10 protein-coding genes and 3 pseudogenes are annotated in these 18,038 nt (G+C 62.1%); 6 read left to right on the plus strand and 7 right to left on the minus strand.

Annotated elements, in window-relative coordinates; all coding sequences use genetic code 11:
• From GFY24_RS40355 to GFY24_RS40365, 4 genes and pseudogenes are all read left to right on the plus strand, one after another.
• Window positions 1–227, plus strand: a pseudogene (locus tag GFY24_RS40355) (ISKra4 family transposase); the annotation flags it as partial.
• Window positions 228–882: 655 nt separating this feature from the next.
• A pseudogene (locus GFY24_RS44010) lies at window positions 883–1,581 on the plus strand (transposase domain-containing protein); the annotation flags it as partial.
• A gap of 55 nt (window positions 1,582–1,636) precedes the next feature.
• Window positions 1,637–2,176: a transposase gene (locus GFY24_RS43165; protein WP_309231919.1), complete on the plus strand. Its 540-nt coding sequence runs from the start codon at window positions 1,637–1,639 to the stop codon at window positions 2,174–2,176.
• A 99-nt stretch (window positions 2,177–2,275) separates the two neighbouring features.
• Window positions 2,276–3,469 (plus strand): IS701 family transposase, encoded by a 1,194-nt coding sequence (locus tag GFY24_RS40365; protein WP_153810391.1) that lies wholly within the window; start codon window positions 2,276–2,278, stop codon window positions 3,467–3,469.
• Between the two features lie 225 nt (window positions 3,470–3,694).
• On the opposite strand, the gene GFY24_RS40370 is transcribed toward GFY24_RS40365, so the two are convergent.
• The 5 genes from GFY24_RS40370 to GFY24_RS40390 all read right to left on the minus strand — a co-directional run bounded on the left by GFY24_RS40370 (window position 3,695) and on the right by GFY24_RS40390 (window position 12,086).
• Window positions 3,695–5,500 (minus strand): AAA family ATPase, encoded by a 1,806-nt coding sequence (locus GFY24_RS40370; RefSeq protein ID WP_153810392.1) that lies wholly within the window; start codon window positions 5,498–5,500, stop codon window positions 3,695–3,697.
• Window positions 5,501–5,591: 91 nt separating this feature from the next.
• Window positions 5,592–6,110 carry a hypothetical protein gene (locus GFY24_RS40375; RefSeq protein WP_228567153.1) on the minus strand — a complete coding sequence of 173 codons (519 nt, stop codon included), beginning with the start codon at window positions 6,108–6,110 and terminating at the stop codon, window positions 5,592–5,594.
• Window positions 6,111–6,539: 429 nt separating this feature from the next.
• Window positions 6,540–8,486, minus strand: a complete 1,947-nt coding sequence (locus tag GFY24_RS40380; RefSeq protein ID WP_153810393.1) for a UvrD-helicase domain-containing protein — start codon at window positions 8,484–8,486, stop codon at window positions 6,540–6,542.
• Window positions 8,483–10,369 (minus strand): ATP-dependent endonuclease, encoded by a 1,887-nt coding sequence (locus GFY24_RS40385; protein WP_194853221.1) that lies wholly within the window; start codon window positions 10,367–10,369, stop codon window positions 8,483–8,485. The genes GFY24_RS40380 and GFY24_RS40385 overlap by 4 nt, the downstream gene beginning before the upstream one ends.
• Window positions 10,370–10,877: 508 nt before the next feature.
• The gene (locus GFY24_RS40390; RefSeq protein ID WP_153810395.1) at window positions 10,878–12,086 is read right to left on the minus strand and encodes an IS4 family transposase; all 1,209 of its coding nucleotides are present in this window, start codon (window positions 12,084–12,086) and stop codon (window positions 10,878–10,880) included.
• 169 nt (window positions 12,087–12,255) lie between these two features.
• Between GFY24_RS40390 and GFY24_RS40395 the strand changes: the two genes are divergently transcribed.
• Both GFY24_RS40395 and GFY24_RS40400 read left to right on the plus strand, forming a co-directional pair.
• Window positions 12,256–12,723 carry a hypothetical protein gene (locus GFY24_RS40395; RefSeq protein WP_153810396.1) on the plus strand — a complete coding sequence of 156 codons (468 nt, stop codon included), beginning with the start codon at window positions 12,256–12,258 and terminating at the stop codon, window positions 12,721–12,723.
• A gap of 261 nt (window positions 12,724–12,984) precedes the next feature.
• A complete protein-coding gene (locus tag GFY24_RS40400; protein WP_153810397.1) occupies window positions 12,985–13,821 on the plus strand; it encodes an SMI1/KNR4 family protein in 837 nt (278 codons plus the stop codon).
• A 309-nt stretch (window positions 13,822–14,130) separates the two neighbouring features.
• On the opposite strand, the gene GFY24_RS40405 is transcribed toward GFY24_RS40400, so the two are convergent.
• Window positions 14,131–15,591 (minus strand): hypothetical protein, encoded by a 1,461-nt coding sequence (locus GFY24_RS40405; protein ID WP_153810398.1) that lies wholly within the window; start codon window positions 15,589–15,591, stop codon window positions 14,131–14,133.
• Between the two features lie 503 nt (window positions 15,592–16,094).
• A pseudogene (locus GFY24_RS40410) lies at window positions 16,095–16,988 on the minus strand (IS5 family transposase).
• Between the last annotated feature and the right edge of the window lie 1,050 nt (window positions 16,989–18,038).

Here is an 18,038-nt window from a genome sequence, read left to right on the forward strand (position 1 = left end):
TGACCAACGGCTGGCCAATCGCGACCGGCGTCATCGAAGGAGCAGCCCGCCACCTCATCGCCGACCGCCTCGACATCGGCGGCGCCCGATGGGGATTGACCGGAGCCGAAGCCATCCTCACCCTCCGCGCTCTGATCGACAACGGCGACTTCGACACCTACTGGGCATACCACCTCACCCGCGAACACCACCGCACCCACCCCGAGGACTACCGACTCGCGGCCTGATCAACCGTCACTGCAGCAGAGCTACTCCCGATGCAGTTGGCACTGTCCAGGTTTAGCTGGCATGTGGATGGCACTGTCCGAATGAAGTTGGTGCAGAGCTGATGGCGAGCAGGGAAGTCCGAAGGGTTCGCTGCGGCCCAGGACACGCGAGGTGAGGGCCCGGCAGGAAGCCGGAGAACAAGCCGAGTGGGAAGCCCGTCAGAACCGCCGCAGGTCGTTCGGATCCGGGGCCGGAGACGACCCCTGGGGCAGCGCGGCGAAGCCGAGCTCCGATGGCGAACCGCTGTTCTAGGTGTCGGAGCAGGGCTGCCTGTCCACCGGGCACGTCCGGCTGGCAGCGGAAAGGCTGGGTGTGGCCGAGCGGACGGTTTGGCGGTGGACTCGGTCCGGAAGCGGAAGTTCCTCCGGCACAGCGAGATCGGTTCTGCATCGATGACCGGATGCGGGTGCGGCTGGCGTACTAGCGTCAATGCCGCGCAGTTAGCGGTTGAGGATGCCCTGTCAAGCGAGTCGTGTTGTGGGACTTGTCATGTCGTGAAATGGAACAGCGGAACTACTGGTAGAGAGGTTTTGTCCGCCAAAGACAAACCGCTTACCGGGAGTTCCGCTGTCTGTTCAGTCTGTCATCACACGTGCACCGAAGGTAGCGGCGGGGGTGTTCGCGCCGGGGCATCTGGGGGAGCTGACACAGCTCGTGCCGTTCGAAATGGTCGATGCCGCACTGGAATCGGCGGGGGCGGTGCAGGCGAGGGTGCGGCTGTTGCCGTCGCGGGTGGTGGTGTACCTACTGCTGGCAGCCGGTTTGTTCGCCGAGTCGGGCTATCGGCAGGTGTGGGCGCGGCTGGTCGCAGGGTTGGGATCGGCGGTGGTGGCCGATCCGGGTTCCTCGGCGATTTCGCAGGCGTTGCGCCGGGTCGGTATCGCGCCATTGCGGGAGCTGTTCGAGCTGGTCGCCGGCCCGCAGGCGGGTGCGGCACGCTGGCGCGGCCTGCTGGTATGCGCGGTGGATGGCACGACGATGTTCGTGCCCGACTCACCGGCGAACGTGGCCGTATACGGCCGACACGGTGGCGGTCATGCCGTGGCTGGATACCCGATGCTGCGGCTGCTCACCGTGGTCGCGTGTGGCACCCGAACGATCTGCGGTGCGGTCTTCGGGACCACCCGCCTCGGCGAAATAACTTATGCCCCAAGCCTTCTGGGATGCATGAGGGAAGGAATGCTGTTGCTGGCCGACCGCAATTTCGCCGCCGCCGACCTGATCGGCCAGGTCGCCGCCACCAAGGCCGACCTGTTGTTCCGATGCCGTGACGATCGACGCTACCCCGCACTGAGCCACCTGCCCGACGGATCCTTCGCTCGCACCCGTCGGCGGTATCGTCGCCCGAATCATCGCCGCCACCATCACGGTGACCTGCGCCGACGGCCCCACACGCACGGAGAAATACCTACTGATCACCACCCTGAGCGACTACCGCCGCTACCCGGCAGCCGATCTGGTCGAGATCTATCACCAACGATGGGAGATCGAAACCTCCTATCTGGAACTGAAATCCAGCATCCTCGGCGGCCGGGTGCTACGCGCCCGCACCCCCTCCGGGATCACACAAGAGGTCTACGCGCTGCTGACCACCTACCAGGCACTACGCACCGCGATAGCCGACACCGCCCTGGCCACCCCCGACATGACCGCCGACCGCGGCAGCTTCACCATCGCCTTGAACGCAGCCCGAGACCAGGTCATCCGCGCCGCCAGCATCATCGCCGACACCGTCATCGACCTGGTCGGCACCATCGGTCAGGCTGTCCTGGCAGACCTCCTGCCCGCCCGCCGCCACCGCACCAGCCCACGCGTGGTCAAACGCGCCATCTCCAAACACCGCGCCAAAGGCCAAATCGACCGCGCCACCTACAAAACCCGCATCAACGTGCAAATCCTGCCTGGTTGACAACCAAGCAGAAAACTTAACTGCGCGGCATTGGTCCTAGCACGACAGTGGTATTTCGTTGCGCTGCAATGTGTCTGATTGTGGCGTATTTGGGGTTGCATGCTGGATGATGTTGTCGCTGAGGATGTTTCGGCGTGGCGGGCTGGTTTCGACGAGGTGTTCGCCCGGGTGGCTGACGTGTTCGGGAGGGTGGAGCCGCGGCGATGGGCGCGGTCGTATCTGACAGGGTTGCTGGCGCCGGTGGAGCGGAAGAACTCCTGGCAGTTGGCCGACGCCGCTGGCGTGGTGGAGCCAGATGGGTTGCAGCATTTCCTGAACAGGTCTCGCTGGGACGCCGACGAACTGCGTGACCGCTTGCGCTCTTATGTCGCCGAGGCGCTGGCCGGACCCGATGGTGTCCTCGTCGTCGATGAGACGGGATTCTTGAAGAAGGGCACGAAATCGGTTGGGGTGCAACGACAGTACTCCGGGACAGCAGGCCGTGTGGAGAACTCGCAGCTGGGAGTGTTCCTGGCCTACGCCAGTCAGAGAGGGCGGGCGTTGATCGATCGTGAGTTGTATCTGCCCGAATCATGGATCTCCGACCGGGAGCGTTGCGCCGAGGCCGGAATCCCCGAAACACGTTGTGGTGAAGGTCTTTTAACCAAACCGCGGTTGGCTGAAGCGCTGATCGACCGCGCGTTGGCCGCTGGCGTGGTGGCCGGCTGGGTGGCCGCCGATTCCGCCTACGGCCGTGACGGCACATTCCGTGCCTTCCTCGAAGGCCACCGCATGCCCTATGTCGTCGAGGTCCCGGTCAAACAGGCCGTGGCCGACCTCGACGGCCGCCGCCGAGTCGACACCCTCATCGGCCGGGCACCCGCCCAGGCGTGGCACCAACTCTCGACCGGTCCCGGGGTGCGCGGTGAACGCGAGTACGACTTCGCCTGGGCCACCCTGCCGACTTTCGGCGACCTCCCGGCAGGTTTCGTGCGTACCCTCCTCGCCCGCCGATCCCTCGACGACCCCACCGATATCGCCTACTACCTGTGCTTCCACCCCGACACCGTCACCCGCGAGCAGATCGTCACCGTCGCCGGCGCCAGGTGGGCGATCGAAGAGTGTTTCCAGGCCAGCAAGGACCAGTGCGGCCTGGACCACTACCAGGTCCGCAAATGGGACCCGTGGTACCGGCACATCACACTCGCCATGCTCGCCCACGCCTTCCTCGCCGTCACCGCCGCCACAGACCCAAAAGCCCACGCGGGCTGGGCCGAATCACAGTCGCCGAGATCCGCCGTCTCCTGGCGATAGTGCTCCACCCCGCCCGCGTTCTCACCCGCGCGCTCGCCGCCGTCCACTGGCGCCGCCGCCACCAAGCCCATGCGAGAAGTATCCGATATCAACAGAAACGATTGCAGCGCAACAAAATACCACTGTCGTGCTAGATCGCGGTGTCACCATACGTCCGGCCAGAAAGTAGGTTATCGACGTCTTCTGGTCGCGATAAAGATTTGATATACGCATAGCACTACAGGATCAACGAACTACGTGCCCGCCGCCAGCTCTTATGATGCGTTCAGCGTGTTGCTGGGCTTCGCCGGAACGGTGACTACCCGCAGCAAGCGCCCCTGGAAGCCATCCAGCGCCCTTTGCGAGTTGGGGGTAGAAGTTCTCAAGAACACCGAGGCGTAGCGCGACCAATCCGATGCCGTCAAGGTCGGCGAGAAGGCGTTCGGCGGCGGCAGCCGCAGTGCCTTTGAAGGATACACTGCCGAATTTCTTTAGGTTACCCCAGGGATCCTCTACGGAGAGGGCGGCCGTAACCTTCTTTTTAGTCGCTGTATCGTAGATTTCGGTCGGATCCTCGTTCAAGACGCCATCTATGACTTTCCGTACGTCATCGTTTGTTCGCTGCACCCGGAGAGTCTTAAAAGGATTGGTTGCGATCCTATAGTCCGCTTCCAGCCTGGACCAGTCAGCACCAAGGGACTCCACCAACTTTTTCATGGTTTGCTCATTATCCAGAATATCTAGGTCAGGGCAAACTAAAACCTTCACCCCCACTTCTCGGAGCATCACCGCTATCCGTGCCAGATTGTGTTTACCACTCGTAGCCATGAACAATATGTTGCTCGGCTGAATGTCAATCGTCTTACGCGCATTTAGCTCGTCGATAGCAGCGGCATAGAAGGTGCAGTCTCGTTCGTCTTCCGCGAGGACAACGAGCTGATGAAAGAGACCGTCGAGGATATGCGTATATCGCAGAGCCGGATCTTCCCAGGCTTTTCGTAAGCGATCAGGTTCAAGCTGCCTTACAGAAGTGTCGTTGCCGTCGCGAGCAAGACGGAGCACCGATACGGCAACGTCTTCGACATCAAGCACACCAACAATCATATTTCGATCATGGGTAGCAAGGAACACTTGCATACCACGATCTTTCGCTATCCTCGCGAGCATGGCCCCCAACACCCTGGCTTGGGGTGGATGCAAAAAAGCCTCTGGCTCGTCAATCAAGACGACCTTATGCGTCGACGCTATAAGAGGAATCAGCAGGCCGAGTACGCTCTGCATACCATCGCCTTGCGTACGCAACGAGTCCAGTTTTTCAAGCTCGCTCACATATTCGTCGGTCACACGGTCGAGTGGTGGAGCTGGGATACTTGGGCGTCCAACTAGAAATTCTATCGTGCCGCCGAGTCGATCCAGCGTCAATGGCACCTTGAAGATAAGCTCTGCAGCGGCGTTTAACTCCGATAATAGCTGTTCGTTCTGCTCATAGATGTGCATTGGGTTTGAGGGAGGGTCGCGGATCTTATTACGCCTGCCTACCGGGTCAACCCAACTCAGGCGATCCCTAACATTGGCGTAGCTGGACAGAAACAAACTGAGGTCACCTATCCGGTCTACACCAGCCTGGCCACCCCACAGTCGGATGGCAGAGATGGGAGCCAGATCGCTTGATCCGGGTCGAGCAAATACTCCGCTAGGATTATCGGTTGTTTTAAAACTACTAGTTGATGCCAGCCAGGCAAGCAAGTCATTTACCGACGAGCGTCTGTTCAATTCCATTTCCCCCAAGATTGGAGGCATAACTGGCCTGGGGATAGTGTCAGGCCATCCAAGTCGCTCCCTGATTTGACGAAGTAACGTCGATTTACCGACATTATTAGAACCGACGACGGCAATCACCCCCGCCTTCGGTAGCCTGATTGCCTCATCGCCAACCGTTACACTATCTATAGAAAAGGAAAATTCAGATGCAGCGCCGCCTCGATATTCCTCATTAACCCATTGCTCCCAGCGTCGATCGCCCGTTGACTGGCGACCGCTCTCGTGAATCACTTAATATCCCTCTCATCGCAAATTCAACAGACTTACCCGGTCAATGATCCGCCTCGGCAGTTCAGCCGCCGTCAGCCGATAGCTCGACCATTTATCCTGGCTGCCCGTAGTGGCCGATGCGGAGAACCGCAGTGTGCCTCGGGTGGTCGGTGTTCCCTTCAGTCGGTCGAAATCCCGGCTTGGCACCAGCCAAGCTGCGCTGAGCGTGCCATGCTCGATATCCACCAGGATGAAACAGCAGATCCAGATCGTCCCTGGGCCGGAACGTTGCCTGACGGATCTGCGCCTGGAGCCTGCCGCGGGCAGCCACCGATCCGTCCGACATACGCGCCTTGACCTGTACCGCCAGCGTGGCGGTGTAGTCGCCGAGGTGGAACACCAGGTCGACGCCTTCGTCGTCGACGATCGAGGTGGAGATATTCAGCTGGCCGCGGGTGGCCAGGATGCAGATTGCCGTGACCAGGTACTCGGCCGCTTTACCCATGCCAGCGGAATCAGCGGACTTCTCCAGATAGCTGGGACGTTCGTCCGGAGCCTCCTCCTCGTGCGCGTCATCGAGGCTGCCGGGATGCCGTGATTCGCCAGTAGCGCCCGGTTGCAAGCCGCTCATCGGACCATGCTCGCGACATGCGCGAAGGCGGCTGTGATGTCGTCGCGGTTCCGGTGGCAGTGCCCCAAGGGAAACATGGTCGGTCAGCTTCCCGACGCCATCCGAAATCACGCGGACATCGTCGCATACTTCACGGATGGATTCACGAAAATGACGCTATGCTAAGAGTTTTCGAGTCCATCCCGCACGGCCTTCAGAAGGCGACGTCCTCCGAATGGTTGAGATTCAGGGGTGTGCACGAAATATGCAATACTGTAGGTATTTTCAAATCCGACAGGCGATAAATTGCAATACACGCTGCAGGTGACCGACTGCGGCTTAAGTAAGCGGCATTGGGGTCAAAACCCGCGACTTCTTTTGCGCCACAATCAACTCTGTTCAATTACCCAAATTCTACTTTGGGCCCATGTCCGGAATCCTTCGGGCCCCTCAGTCCCTCCAATCGTTCTTAACTGTGCCGGCTCCCGCAGAGTCACTTTGCAAGGCGAGATCATGGACTAGCCAGTCGTTGGAGGCGAAGAAGTCCAGGTATGGCGAGCCTCGATCCCGGTGGACAGCGAACGCAAGTAGCTGGGTGGGTCGCGTTGCTCCGACGAATACCAATTGAGCGATTTCCCGGACAGTAGATGTCGCGCTTTCGAGGTCCCCGTTTGTTGCGAGCAACCTCAGCACCTCGTGAACGTCGTGGTTCTTTCCGCTCCGGTTCAAGCATTCCAGAATCAAGGTCGCGGTATGAGTTTCGCCTTTGGCACTGTGGATGGACCCCAGATCACTACGCACTGTCTCCACCGCGGCGTCGCCCCGCTCACCCACAACAGCCATAGAGCTGCTTACGGACGGCGCAACGTAGTGCGCAACTTCACCTAACGTGAGGCGAACTGGACCAGCTTTCGAGAGCTCGGCAAGCAAACCGGTCAAGCGATTCATCAGACCGTCCCAGCTGATTTCGTCGTCGTTCGGGTCGGTCAGGATGTCCAGGAGCAGGGCCCTGATGCGGGCACCTGGAGTCTTGGTTTCTCGGCTCAGCGAACGCAGTGTTGGTAACGCTTCATTCGTAGCGGACTTGGTGGCCGCTCTCACTGCCTCCCACAACAGGTCGACCGCAGTGCGGCTTGCTCCAGATCGCCATTGCGCCCGCGCCACCCGTGCGGTGATGAGTAATGAGGCTCGTTGATCTCCTGGGATATTCGCGGCGAATCCCGGTGCGTAGCAGGCAAGGGACTGTGGGAAAGCCTTCGATGTACCCGGTCGCAGCCGTGAGGCAAGGACTCGCGGGGGGCACTCCTGCAGCAGCGGGTGCGGAATGACCTCCGCTGCGATCCGTTCGAAGGCCGGAATGACATGGGTCACGGAGGTTTCGTCGTAGAGCAGGACAGCGATCGTTCCGGCGGGGCCCACGCCGCGGATGTGTTGGGAGCGATGGACGGTGAGCGAGCTGGCGAGTTCGGCGATGGTGCTGCCGAATCGGCGGCTGACGGGTAGTTCGAGGGAGTCCGAGCGCGGGAAGGAGGATGGGATAGTAGTGCCCTCGGCGAAGATCTGCTGGTTGACGTCACCGACGCGTTGCACGACGGTCGAAGGATCGCCGAAAACCTGGTCCAGCAGTTTCTGCTGTTGCGCGCTCGTGTCCTGCATTTCATCGATCAGGACGAAGGGGAAGCGGTGTGCGACTGCACGGCCCAAGGTCGGCCGCCGGAAAAGATGCAGTTCGGCTAGCGCAAACATATCCGCGTAGCGGAATATGCCCTGTCTGGCCAAATGATTCTTCAGTTTCGTGAATTGCTCTCCGCTCTTGGTTTCGAGTCCGAAGGGTAGCTTCCGCGAGGACCGGATCGTGAGTTGCCCTGACTCGAAACTGAACTCGGCGTCGGCGACCAAGTCGTCACCGTTGTGCAGTCGGCCGAGCTGCGCCTTCAAGGTACTGAAGCGTTGATCGCTTGCCAGGGTGCGTTTGGCCTGGTCCGCGTATGCATCGTTATCAACGATCTGGATCTGCCTGCGCATCCCGCGCAGGTGCGGCAACGCGAGGAACGTGCTGGTGAACGACTGGATCGTGCCGATGAAATGGGGATAGCGCTGCAACCGAGCACCGTAGGGGGAGTCGCTGACCTGGGCGACGATCTCGTCCTTGGCGGTATTGGTGTGCGAGAGCACGCAGACGCCGCGAGTCGTACTCGCCCAATGCTCGGCGAGTATCAGAAGTTTGAGACCGACCAGGCTCGTCTTTCCTGAGCCCGGTGCAGCTTGCAAGTCCAACGTGTCGATCCTCTGCAGGAACTCCCATTGCTCCTGGTCGGAGAGCTGCATTCCTAATTCAGAGGCACGCGCGTGAATTCGTTGGCGGGTGAAATCATCGGTGCGGTACAGGGTGGTCAACGTGTCGCCCCCGCGCGCAGGTAGGCAAAGGCGTCAACCAGGTATTTCGGTAGCTGCTTCTCCGTGATCGGTGCTTTCCCAAGGAGACGTGCGGCGTGTTGCGCGGCGATCGGCTTACTCGCTTGCTCCATGCGCAGCGGCCTGTAGATGTCGATGGCAGTGGTCTCCAACGGTTTTCCGTCGTCACGCCACTGGGTGACTTGTTTGGCCGCTGTTGTATCGGACTCTGCGAGGGTGCCCGCGTCGGGCCACGCCGACTTCGACGCGATGGCTGCCTGCACCGCCTGATGCATCAGTGTCGCCATTTCCCAGGATGAGGCGGCAAGGTCGTATTCGAGGGTCCAGTGGTCGGAGACGAAGGTTCGGACGTTGCCGCTGTCGCGGGCAGTCAACTTCTTGAGATGTCGGGTGATCTCGTCCGGCTTCATCTCCTGCGCGCATTTCAGCTTGCCCCGCATGTCGGCGGGTGTCCCAGCCGGCACCAGGTCACGATCACGGATACACGCGACCGCCACCGGGATCTGCTCGCCGTCGCGTTGGAAAATGCGGCTGTAGCGGAACAAGCCCACTGTGCCAACGTTTACGACGGTAACCCCGCTTGCGTTGAAGGTGGGCCCGGTCGCTGCGGCCAGTGCAGGTAGAAGAATCGCCTCAGCGTCACCCTCCACGATCGCGACGGCACGGGCGAAGAACAAAGCCGCCTTGGTGACATCGAGGAAGCGGGTCAGGAACTCGTAATCGCCGCCGTCCAGGTAGGTCAGGCCCGGGGCGAGCCGGAAGGTGCGGCCCTTGGCCACGAGGGTCAGGTGCTTCACTGCAATCGCAGACGCCAGGTTCGGGCTGTGGGTGGTCAAGAGAACCTGCACCGGAGCGGTAGGCCGCTTTCCGCCCTTGTCGGTCTGGGCGCGTTCTTGCAAGAGATCCATGATCCGGGCCTGCAGTTGCGGGTGCAGATGTGCTTCGGGCTCCTCGATCAGAAGCAGGGGGGCGATATCGCTATTGCCGAGCAACAGCAGCTCGGCGGCCATGAACAGAGCATTGCTGTATCCCAGTCCTCGCCGCGTCCACTCACCGGTTTCCGGAGATAACGCCAGCTCCAGCCTCTCGAGCGCTCGCGCCAGAGTGGCATCCCCAGATACCGTGATCTGACCCCGCAAACTATCCGAACCGATTGCGAATTTGCTCAAATAGTCACCATTGATGTCATCGAGCGCCGCCGCCACCGATTTGTTTCGGGCCAGATGGTACTCAGCACGATGCAGGATCCCTACCAGAGTGCTCGCGGAATCGGCCTTTTCATCGAAGTCGTCCACTTCCTGGACGCTCATGGCCGGGTAGCTGGCCAGGATTTGCGATAGCCGCGATCCTCGTCCTGAACGTAGTTCGGCTTCCGCATCCCGCAGCGGACGTAGGTAGGTCGCCTTGAGTAGCTCGCGCGCCGCGCCGTCCAGTGCCGGACCACTACCGTCCGGTCCAGTCCGAGTAGTGACCGAGATGCGCTGTGGGCGAAGCGGGTCCATCGCTTCGGCATGGACGGTGACAAACAGGCTGGCAGTACCCTCGCGGTCGGTCGTGACGAGCTCAAGAAACGTGGCCTGTTCCTCCACGGTGAGGTCCGAGAAGCCGCAGGTGATGGTGAAGGCTTTCGCTCTACCATTGGAACCGACGTGAAAGTCGTCCCGGGTGACCCGGTAATAGTCCGCGGCGGTGGTGAGCAGGCAGATACGAATCGCATCGATAATCGCGGACTTTCCGCTGTCGTTCTCGCCGACCAGGACGTTTGTACCCCGGTCGAGCTCCAACTCCAGGCGGCCGTCTTCGTCACCGTCATCTCCTCGGCCCGGCCCGAAGATACGGAAGTTCTCAGCACGTACGCACGACAAGTACAACGGCGCTCCCCTGTCACCGGCCCTGCACTCTTGTGTGCACAGGTATCCGCAACCGCCCCATCCGCACGCGGCCTCCAAAGATGTTAGGAGCCTCCGGTTACGGCTCCGCAGTCAGGGGATCCGCCATGGCTCCGAACATGATTCGCGAGAATGGCACGCGTCCGGTTTGTGAAATATGTTCTCGCCCAGTCCACTTCTCTGCCCCCGGATAAACCATCACAACAGGCGCCGACTAACCTCAATACCAGTGACTTAAGGTGTGACTGTCGTCGGTGATCGCTTGGCCTTCGGGCTGATGGGTTCGGTGCGCCAGTGTGGGGCGATGGCCACGGCTTCGGTTGGGCTGCAATGCTTTCGGGGTTGGTCGCGGTGCTCGTCACCTTTCACCTTGAAGCCGGACATTTTGCGTTTGACGACGCGGGGATTGCTGCGTCCGGATCGGACAGGGAGCAGGTGGCGGGCGATTTCCCGCAGTCCCTCGATCAGGGCGTCGGCGAGGTGGTCAGGGGGAAAAGGCCGCCTGCGCCATCACCTGTCGGCGGGCGAGGCGGATGCTGCGGGTGAAAGATAGCCGGTCGGAGTCGATTTCGGCGGCGTCGGCGGTTTCGTGCATGAGGGTGCGGACGGCATAGTGCACCAGTAGATGGCCCCAGATCTCCTGTTCGACGCCCTCGGGTGAGCGGGACCTCAGGACCTGAGCGGGTCCGCGTTGATGGGTCTTGAGCTCATCGAGTGCGGTCTCGATCTCCCATCGTTCATGGTAGAGGGCGGCCAGGTCGCTGGCGGGCGCGGCGGTTGGGTCCAAGATCGTGGTGATCAGCCGGTAGGGGGCGTCCTGTGCCGGGAAACCAGGGCCGTGCAGGGTGTACTCGATGACCCGCACGGTGGTCGGGTCCGCACGTTTGCGGTGGTCGGCCGCGACAACGATCTCCGACAGATACGAGCCGTCCGACAGTTCCGCGCGAACGGGCAGGACATGATGGGATCGTATGCGCCACAACAGATCCGCCCCTCCCGCGCAGGCGGCCCGCCACAGTTCTACACCGGTGAAACCGCGATCCGCCAGCAACAGATCTCCCGGACCGAGATGACCGAACAGGTCGCGGGCCAGGGCGGGTTCGGACGAGGACAACGGTCCCAGCACCGCCGCGGTGATCGCGGGGCTACCACACTCGGCCAACGCCACCATCCGCACCTGCGGATACGCGCACCGCTGCGTGCGATGAGTCTTGGGCCGCCCGAACCACGCCGCGTTCGCCGCGCTGTCGGGCACGTCGAAGACCGTGCCGTCGATCGCGACCAGTCGCCACCGCCCGTACCACGCGCCCCGGGTCGCCTCGGTCGCCATCGGCCGCGCGACCTCGGCGAACAACATCTGTAATGGCTTGGGCCCCAACTTGACCCGCGCCCGCGAGATGGCCGCCGTGGTGGGCACCTGCCACGAACCCTGCCAGCGTTTCGCCCACCCGAGCCCCTGGGTCAACAACCGTGCGACCTCTTCGTACCCCTGACCGGAGAACAGGCACATCGCCAGCACGAAATACACCACCACCCGCGGCGGCAACAACCGGTTACGTTGCCCCTCACGCCCGCACTCGGCCACCACCCGATCCACCAGCTCCGGCGGAAACGTACGCGTCAGCAACCCGATAGCGATCCGATCCGACAACCGCTCGTCCGTCTCCGGCGTGACCTGACCAGGTCGTGGCATCCAGACACCTCCCGAACGGCAAGGTTATCAGCTCATCCACTTAAGTCACTGGTATTGAGGTTAGTGCGGTTCGAACCGGCCAGGAATTCTATGAAATCTAGGTCGCCTCTTGATGTCTGCTCTGGGACCCTTCTCGGATGAAGCATGAAGTTCAACGACTGGCGATTTGATGGTGAAGTTCCAGTATCTCCGGTCCGGCATATACGTGGAGCATGGCCGGGAATACCAGGAGGGGGTCGACCTTGCGACCGTGAGCCAAGTTGATCTGCGCTGGTACTACTTCCTGTCGGACCTTTCGTTCACAGTCGACGGGGTAGAGCTGGCCCCACCGTGGTCATGGACACCAGTCCTCGACTTTCTCTGGTCGATACAGGCGGTGCCTGCCTACATGGAACGGGGCGAGTGTTTCAGGCTTGGGTTCACTGAGAATGACGACCTGATCGTGTTCACGCCCGAGGCCGGCAAGGTCCGGATCTCGTGCGCGTACTGCACGGTCGAGGAGGTTGCCGAGGCGGTCTGCGACATCTCCGAACTCAGGGACGCATGGGTGGCCTTTCGGGACGCCGTATTGACCGAACTCTGCGAGGAGTATCCGCAGCTCGCGGCCAACCCTGTCCTCGACGAACTACAGCTTTGACAGCACCCATCGGGCCTAGTCCGCGCGCACCCTCATGCCGCGACCCGCGCGTTGGGCACTCGTCCAGATCTCCTGGCCTACCTGGTGACTGGACCATCGCGCCGAAGCCGTATCTCGTCGCCGGAACCGCGGGCAGTGGGGATATGGATCAAGCCACCGCACCTCGAGCCGGTATCCGCGATCATCGACAAGCCACTCGATCCCCATGCCTGTCATTGGTTGGGCAAGGTTGTCGCCCGGGCGCTCGATAGCCTTTGTCGCATGACGATCGACGACTTGGTTCGCTTGGTGCCACCACCCGCGAATCCCATCCACGCGTTCGGTGACTGGGGGCAGATCGAGGCCGCCCTCGGTCTGGAACTTCCCATGGATTTCAAGTCGCTCGTCGAGTTCTACGGCGTGGGCAAGTTCGTGGACTTCATTACGCCGCTGACGCCCTTCGGCCCTCGTAATTTCCTGGTCCAATCCGCACAGAAGCTCCTGGACAGCGAGCGCCCGTTCCGTGAGGAGAACCCGGAACAATGCCCCTATCCTTACTATCCGGAGCCCGGCGGACTGCTGGAGTGGGCCGCAACCGACAACGGTGACCGGCTGTGCTGGGTGACCGACGGGGAGCCGGATACCTGGACTGTGGTGGCTTGGAACCCGCGCGCGTGCGACTACCACGCCCACGACACCGGCGCGGCCGCATTCCTCCACGGCTGGCTGAGCGGTCTGGTCGACACCACCGTCTTCCCTGCCTACAACAACACCGCAGCGCCATGGTTCGAGCCCAATCGCGAACTCCGACATGTCTACATCAAGCTGACCGACGGCCACCGCAGCTACCCCGAGCGCCTGCAGATCTTGCGTAAGGCGTTGTCCCCGACCGCCAACCGAGGCGGCTGGGCACAAGGAGATCAACGCCAGGACCACTTCGCTGCCACAGAGCTTGGTTGGAACCTCACCTACGAGACGGCCTACGGCCATCAGATCCGCATCGCATTCCCGCCCGACGACGAACAACAGGTTCGGGTGGCTTTGCTCGACGCGATCCACCGCATGGGCTGCGAAGTGTTGTCCACCAAAACGCACCTCGGACAACCTGTCTGGGGTTGACCACCTCGAGCTCTTCGTCCCGCCATTGCAGCAAGAGATATCCCGTTGTCCGATCTGGTGGACGTCGGCGTCCGTGTTGACCGAACATCCGCTTCTGCCGATTACCGTGTGTCGCAGCGGGCGGTATCCGTCCGAAATCGGTCAATGCAAGTTGTCGGACAATCGCGGCTTCCCACGCGTTTCTCGACACGATTCTCGACACAGTGGGCGATTACTACCGGAACCTCACCACATGCGGCTCACCGGGTCCCCTCGACCTGGCGAGCCGCATGATCGTCCGAGATTCCCCTGCTCAACCTGCGCCGGCTTCTACGTGGCGGACGACTCCGGGGTTGCGGCTGCGTGGCCATCGGTGGAGCTCTTGTTACCGAAGCCGCGGTGCACGCACAACAGCTGTTCGCGGTCACTGTTCTTGTCGCGGTACACGATCAGGGCCGGGCCTGCGTTGCTGGCATGGCGACTGAGTTCCCTGTCCGGGGTCCAGCTGTTGCCATCGAAGCAGGTCCACCACAGGCTCTGGTCATAGTTTCCCCGGTGCACGCAGTACAACTTGTTCTTGAACACGGCCAGAGCCGGGCCCGCGGCGGTGCCGTGATTGGGGAACTTCCGGTCCGCGGTCCATCTGCTGCCGTCGAAGGTGGTCCACCACAGGCTCTTGTCGCTCCCGTTGCCCTTGTGGACGCAATACAGCTTGCCCTGGAACACCGCCAACGCCGGGTTGGCATCGGTCGCTACTCCTGGGATTGCCGTGTCACCGGGCCAAGCGCCACTGTTGCGGTCGATGGAGGTCCACCACAGGTTGGCGTCATTGCCCGATCCGCGGTGAACGCAGTACAACCGGTCACCGAAGACCGCCAACGCCGGACCCACACTGGTGGCGTTCCTGGGCAACCGCTCGTCCGGCGTCCAAGCGGCGTTGGGGCCCGGTTTTCTCGTCATCCACAGGTTCACATCACCGGCGTTGCCTTTGTGGAGAAGGTAGAGCCCGTTGTTGAATGCCGCCAACGCGGGACCTTGATCGCTGGCGTGGCGTGTGAAGGGGGTGTCGGTACCCCACCCTGTGTCGGGGTTGTAGACGGCCTGCCAAAGGTTCACATCGGAACCGCCGCCGCGATGGACGCAATACAGTTCACCACCCAATGCGGCCAGCGCTGGGTTGGATTCGCTGGCATGCATCGGGAACCGCGTGTCCTCACTCCACCCTTGGCCCTCCTCGAACACCGTCCACCACAGGCTGGTGTCGGCCCTGGGCGCCAGGGAGATCGGGATGAGCATGCCGGGAGCGATCCACGGCGAGACCAGCTTGCAGCCGTAACTCTCCCCGACCGCCTTGATCCACGCGGCCTTGATCTTGCAGTAAGCCTTGATCAAAGGCTTGAATGGTGCCACTGCCGGGATCAGTGCCACCATCTTGCCGATGTACTCGGTGATGTCGGCGGCCAGCTTGGCGGCTTCCGCGTTCAGGTGGACCTCGAACCCCCACCACTTCGCCACCGCGTGAACTTCATACCCCAGGGCACCCAACTCGCGCTGGACCTGCCGGAACTCCTCCTGATCCGCCGCCGGCAGCTCGGCGATCAGCTCATCCTCCAGACGCCGCGCTTCCGCCAGCTCCTCAGACGCTATCTGTCGCGCTTCCGCGTCGCTGACCGCGTATACCGGCTCCACCTCCTCCCGCGGAACACCCTCGCGAATCAGCGCCTCGATGTGGGCTTCACGCTTCCCGTCGGTGGACTCTGCAACCTCTGTCTGGGAACTTTCGGTGGCCATGCGCTACACCTGCTCTCTTGAGGCAATGTGCGGGCGATAAATCGTTGTGCCACTAAAGATTTGGACGAACCACTGCTGACGTCCATGGTTGATCTGCGAACTCTTCGAGAGTACGCCCCGCAGCGGGATGCCGGACGGCAATCGCACATGCCCGAGCGCGCTGGAATCACGAAATGGCAACCGTATGAGCATCTCCCGTGGCCGACCCCGGAACGACTACTGACCGTGGCTGCGGTAGCAGTGCAACTGATCCCCGAGGCGCGCCGGTGTTGAGCCCAAGATCAATTCTCAACACCCAGCGGCATGGGCAGCGCTGCCGCGCACATCTTCCAGATGACCGCCGATTCGACCCGCTTACAAGCGGCCAGTTCTGAAGTGAGGTCGACTCGGAGCGCCGTGCCGGTGTTGCCACCGGTGGTTTCTCCGAGCCGCCTCCCGAACCCGGCGTGCGCTGCTAGGCCGTGTTTTGAAAGTGGGTGTGGGCGTTCGCCCGCCCACACTGGTCATAGCCAGTAGTCGATGGCGGCGATGCGGACGGTGGCCAGGTAGCGGACCGCGAGTTTTTCGTATCTGGTTGCCACAGCACGTTTCTGCTTGAGCAGGTTGATCCCGCACTCCACCGCATGGCGCAACTTGTAGTCCTCGGCATCGAATGCGTGCGGACGGCCACCGGCCGAACCTTTGTTCTTCCGGTGGGCTGCTTGGTCCTTCTTGATCGGTATCGTCGCTTTGATTCCGCGTTTACGCAGGTGAGCGCGGTTGGCGGCGGAACTGTATGCCTAGTCGGCACGCACGGTGTCCGGGCGGGTGCGTGCCCGCCCGGGGCCGAGCCGGGGCACGGCGATGCCGTCGAGCACGGCGGTGAACTGTGGACTGTCGCCGCGCTGGCCGGCGGTGAGCACCAGCGACAGTGTCTTGCGGGCCTGCTCGCAGGCCAGATGAATCTTGGTGGTCCAGCCACCACGCGAACGCCCCAGAGCATGATCGTCGGGCTCGTCCTGCACTCCGCCCGGCGGTTCGGCCTGCTGGTGGCCGTCGCGGCGCGCACCGGCAGCGTGCTGATGCGCGCGGGCGATGGTGGAATCGACACTGATATCCCAGGTGATACGGCCTTCGGCGTCGGCGAACGCCTGCACCGCTTTGAACAGGAACGCCCACAACCCGGCGCGCTGCCAGCGGCGGAACAGCCCATAGATCCTCTGCCACGGCCCGTATCAGTCGGGCACATCCCGCCACGGTGTCCCGCATCGGATGCGCCACCGAATCCCGTCGAGGAGTTGGCGTTTGGTCCGTTTGGGCGGGCGGCCCGCCTTCTTACCGCGGGGCAGCAGCGGCACCAGCCGCGCCCATTGGGCGTCGGTCAGGTCCGCGCGCCCGGTCACCGCTACGCTGGCCACGAGGTCTCCGGTGTGAAGTTGGATCTTGGTCGATCAACCCTCTACCGGAGAGCTCACCCATTTACCAACGCGGACAGTCTTTTCCACTACCCACTTTCAAAACACGGCCTAGGTCTCATGCTGGTGAGCGGTGCCGAGGATTCGGACCCAAACTGCCCCTGACATGGCGAGCCCAGTAGGTCACACACCCGGGCGTCTGCCTCTCCCGCTGCCCGGAAGCCATGCTTCAACATCTTGTATTGCCGTTGCGACACGAGGTTGCACGATGCGAGTGAACTCGCAGATTGGAGGGCCGAATTCGGTTTCGGCTGTGTGAGTTTCGGGCTCGTGCTCGATGCCCGGCCCCGCTCTGACGTGCGCTGCTGGTAACGGCAGGGTGCGAAGCTCAGAGGAAAGCCGAAGGGCTCCCGTTCCATCCGGGGGTCACGGGTCAGGGGCAGGTCGGACGGGTGAATCGCGTGAACCTCCGTGGATGTCTCGTAAAGAGGACCCTGTCGATGGGTAGTGGTTGGCAGGGGAAAGAGACTGGCCGTTGGAAAGCGGCAGGCGCCGACCGGGGACGGCATCTGGTCGGGAGAGCGCCGTCGTCCCCGGGATAGAGGAGGCACCCTCCCCGGTCGTATCTCGCGCGTGTGGAACGTGGTAACCCCGACGGGGTCCGGGCATCGAAGCTGGTGTCCGGTAGGCCGACTGTGAGGAAAGCTGAACTCCCCGAGCGGGATTGGGATGGCCCGAGAAGCCAATGCCGGTGGCCGAAAGGCAGCGGGAAACCATGACCAGGTGTGGCTGGCCCCTCCGTCAGCCGGTCGTGGATAACCGGCCGGATACCGGACTATGTGTCCGGACTCGAAAGGGTGCTGACGTGGGCCAGGTGAGCCTGCGGAGGAAAAAGGGTGGCCGAGACGCTGGAACCGACGGACAAGTTAGTGCCTGTCCGGGTTCTGATCGTTTAGGGAACAGACCGTGCGGGAGGTTGCCGGAAGTGGCCCGATGGAACGGAACCTCCTGGTAGCAACAGGAATTACCACATCCACTGTTGCCCAGAAGGTT

The organism is Nocardia sp. SYP-A9097, from assembly GCF_009649815.1.
Lineage (GTDB): Bacteria > Actinomycetota > Actinomycetes > Mycobacteriales > Mycobacteriaceae > Nocardia.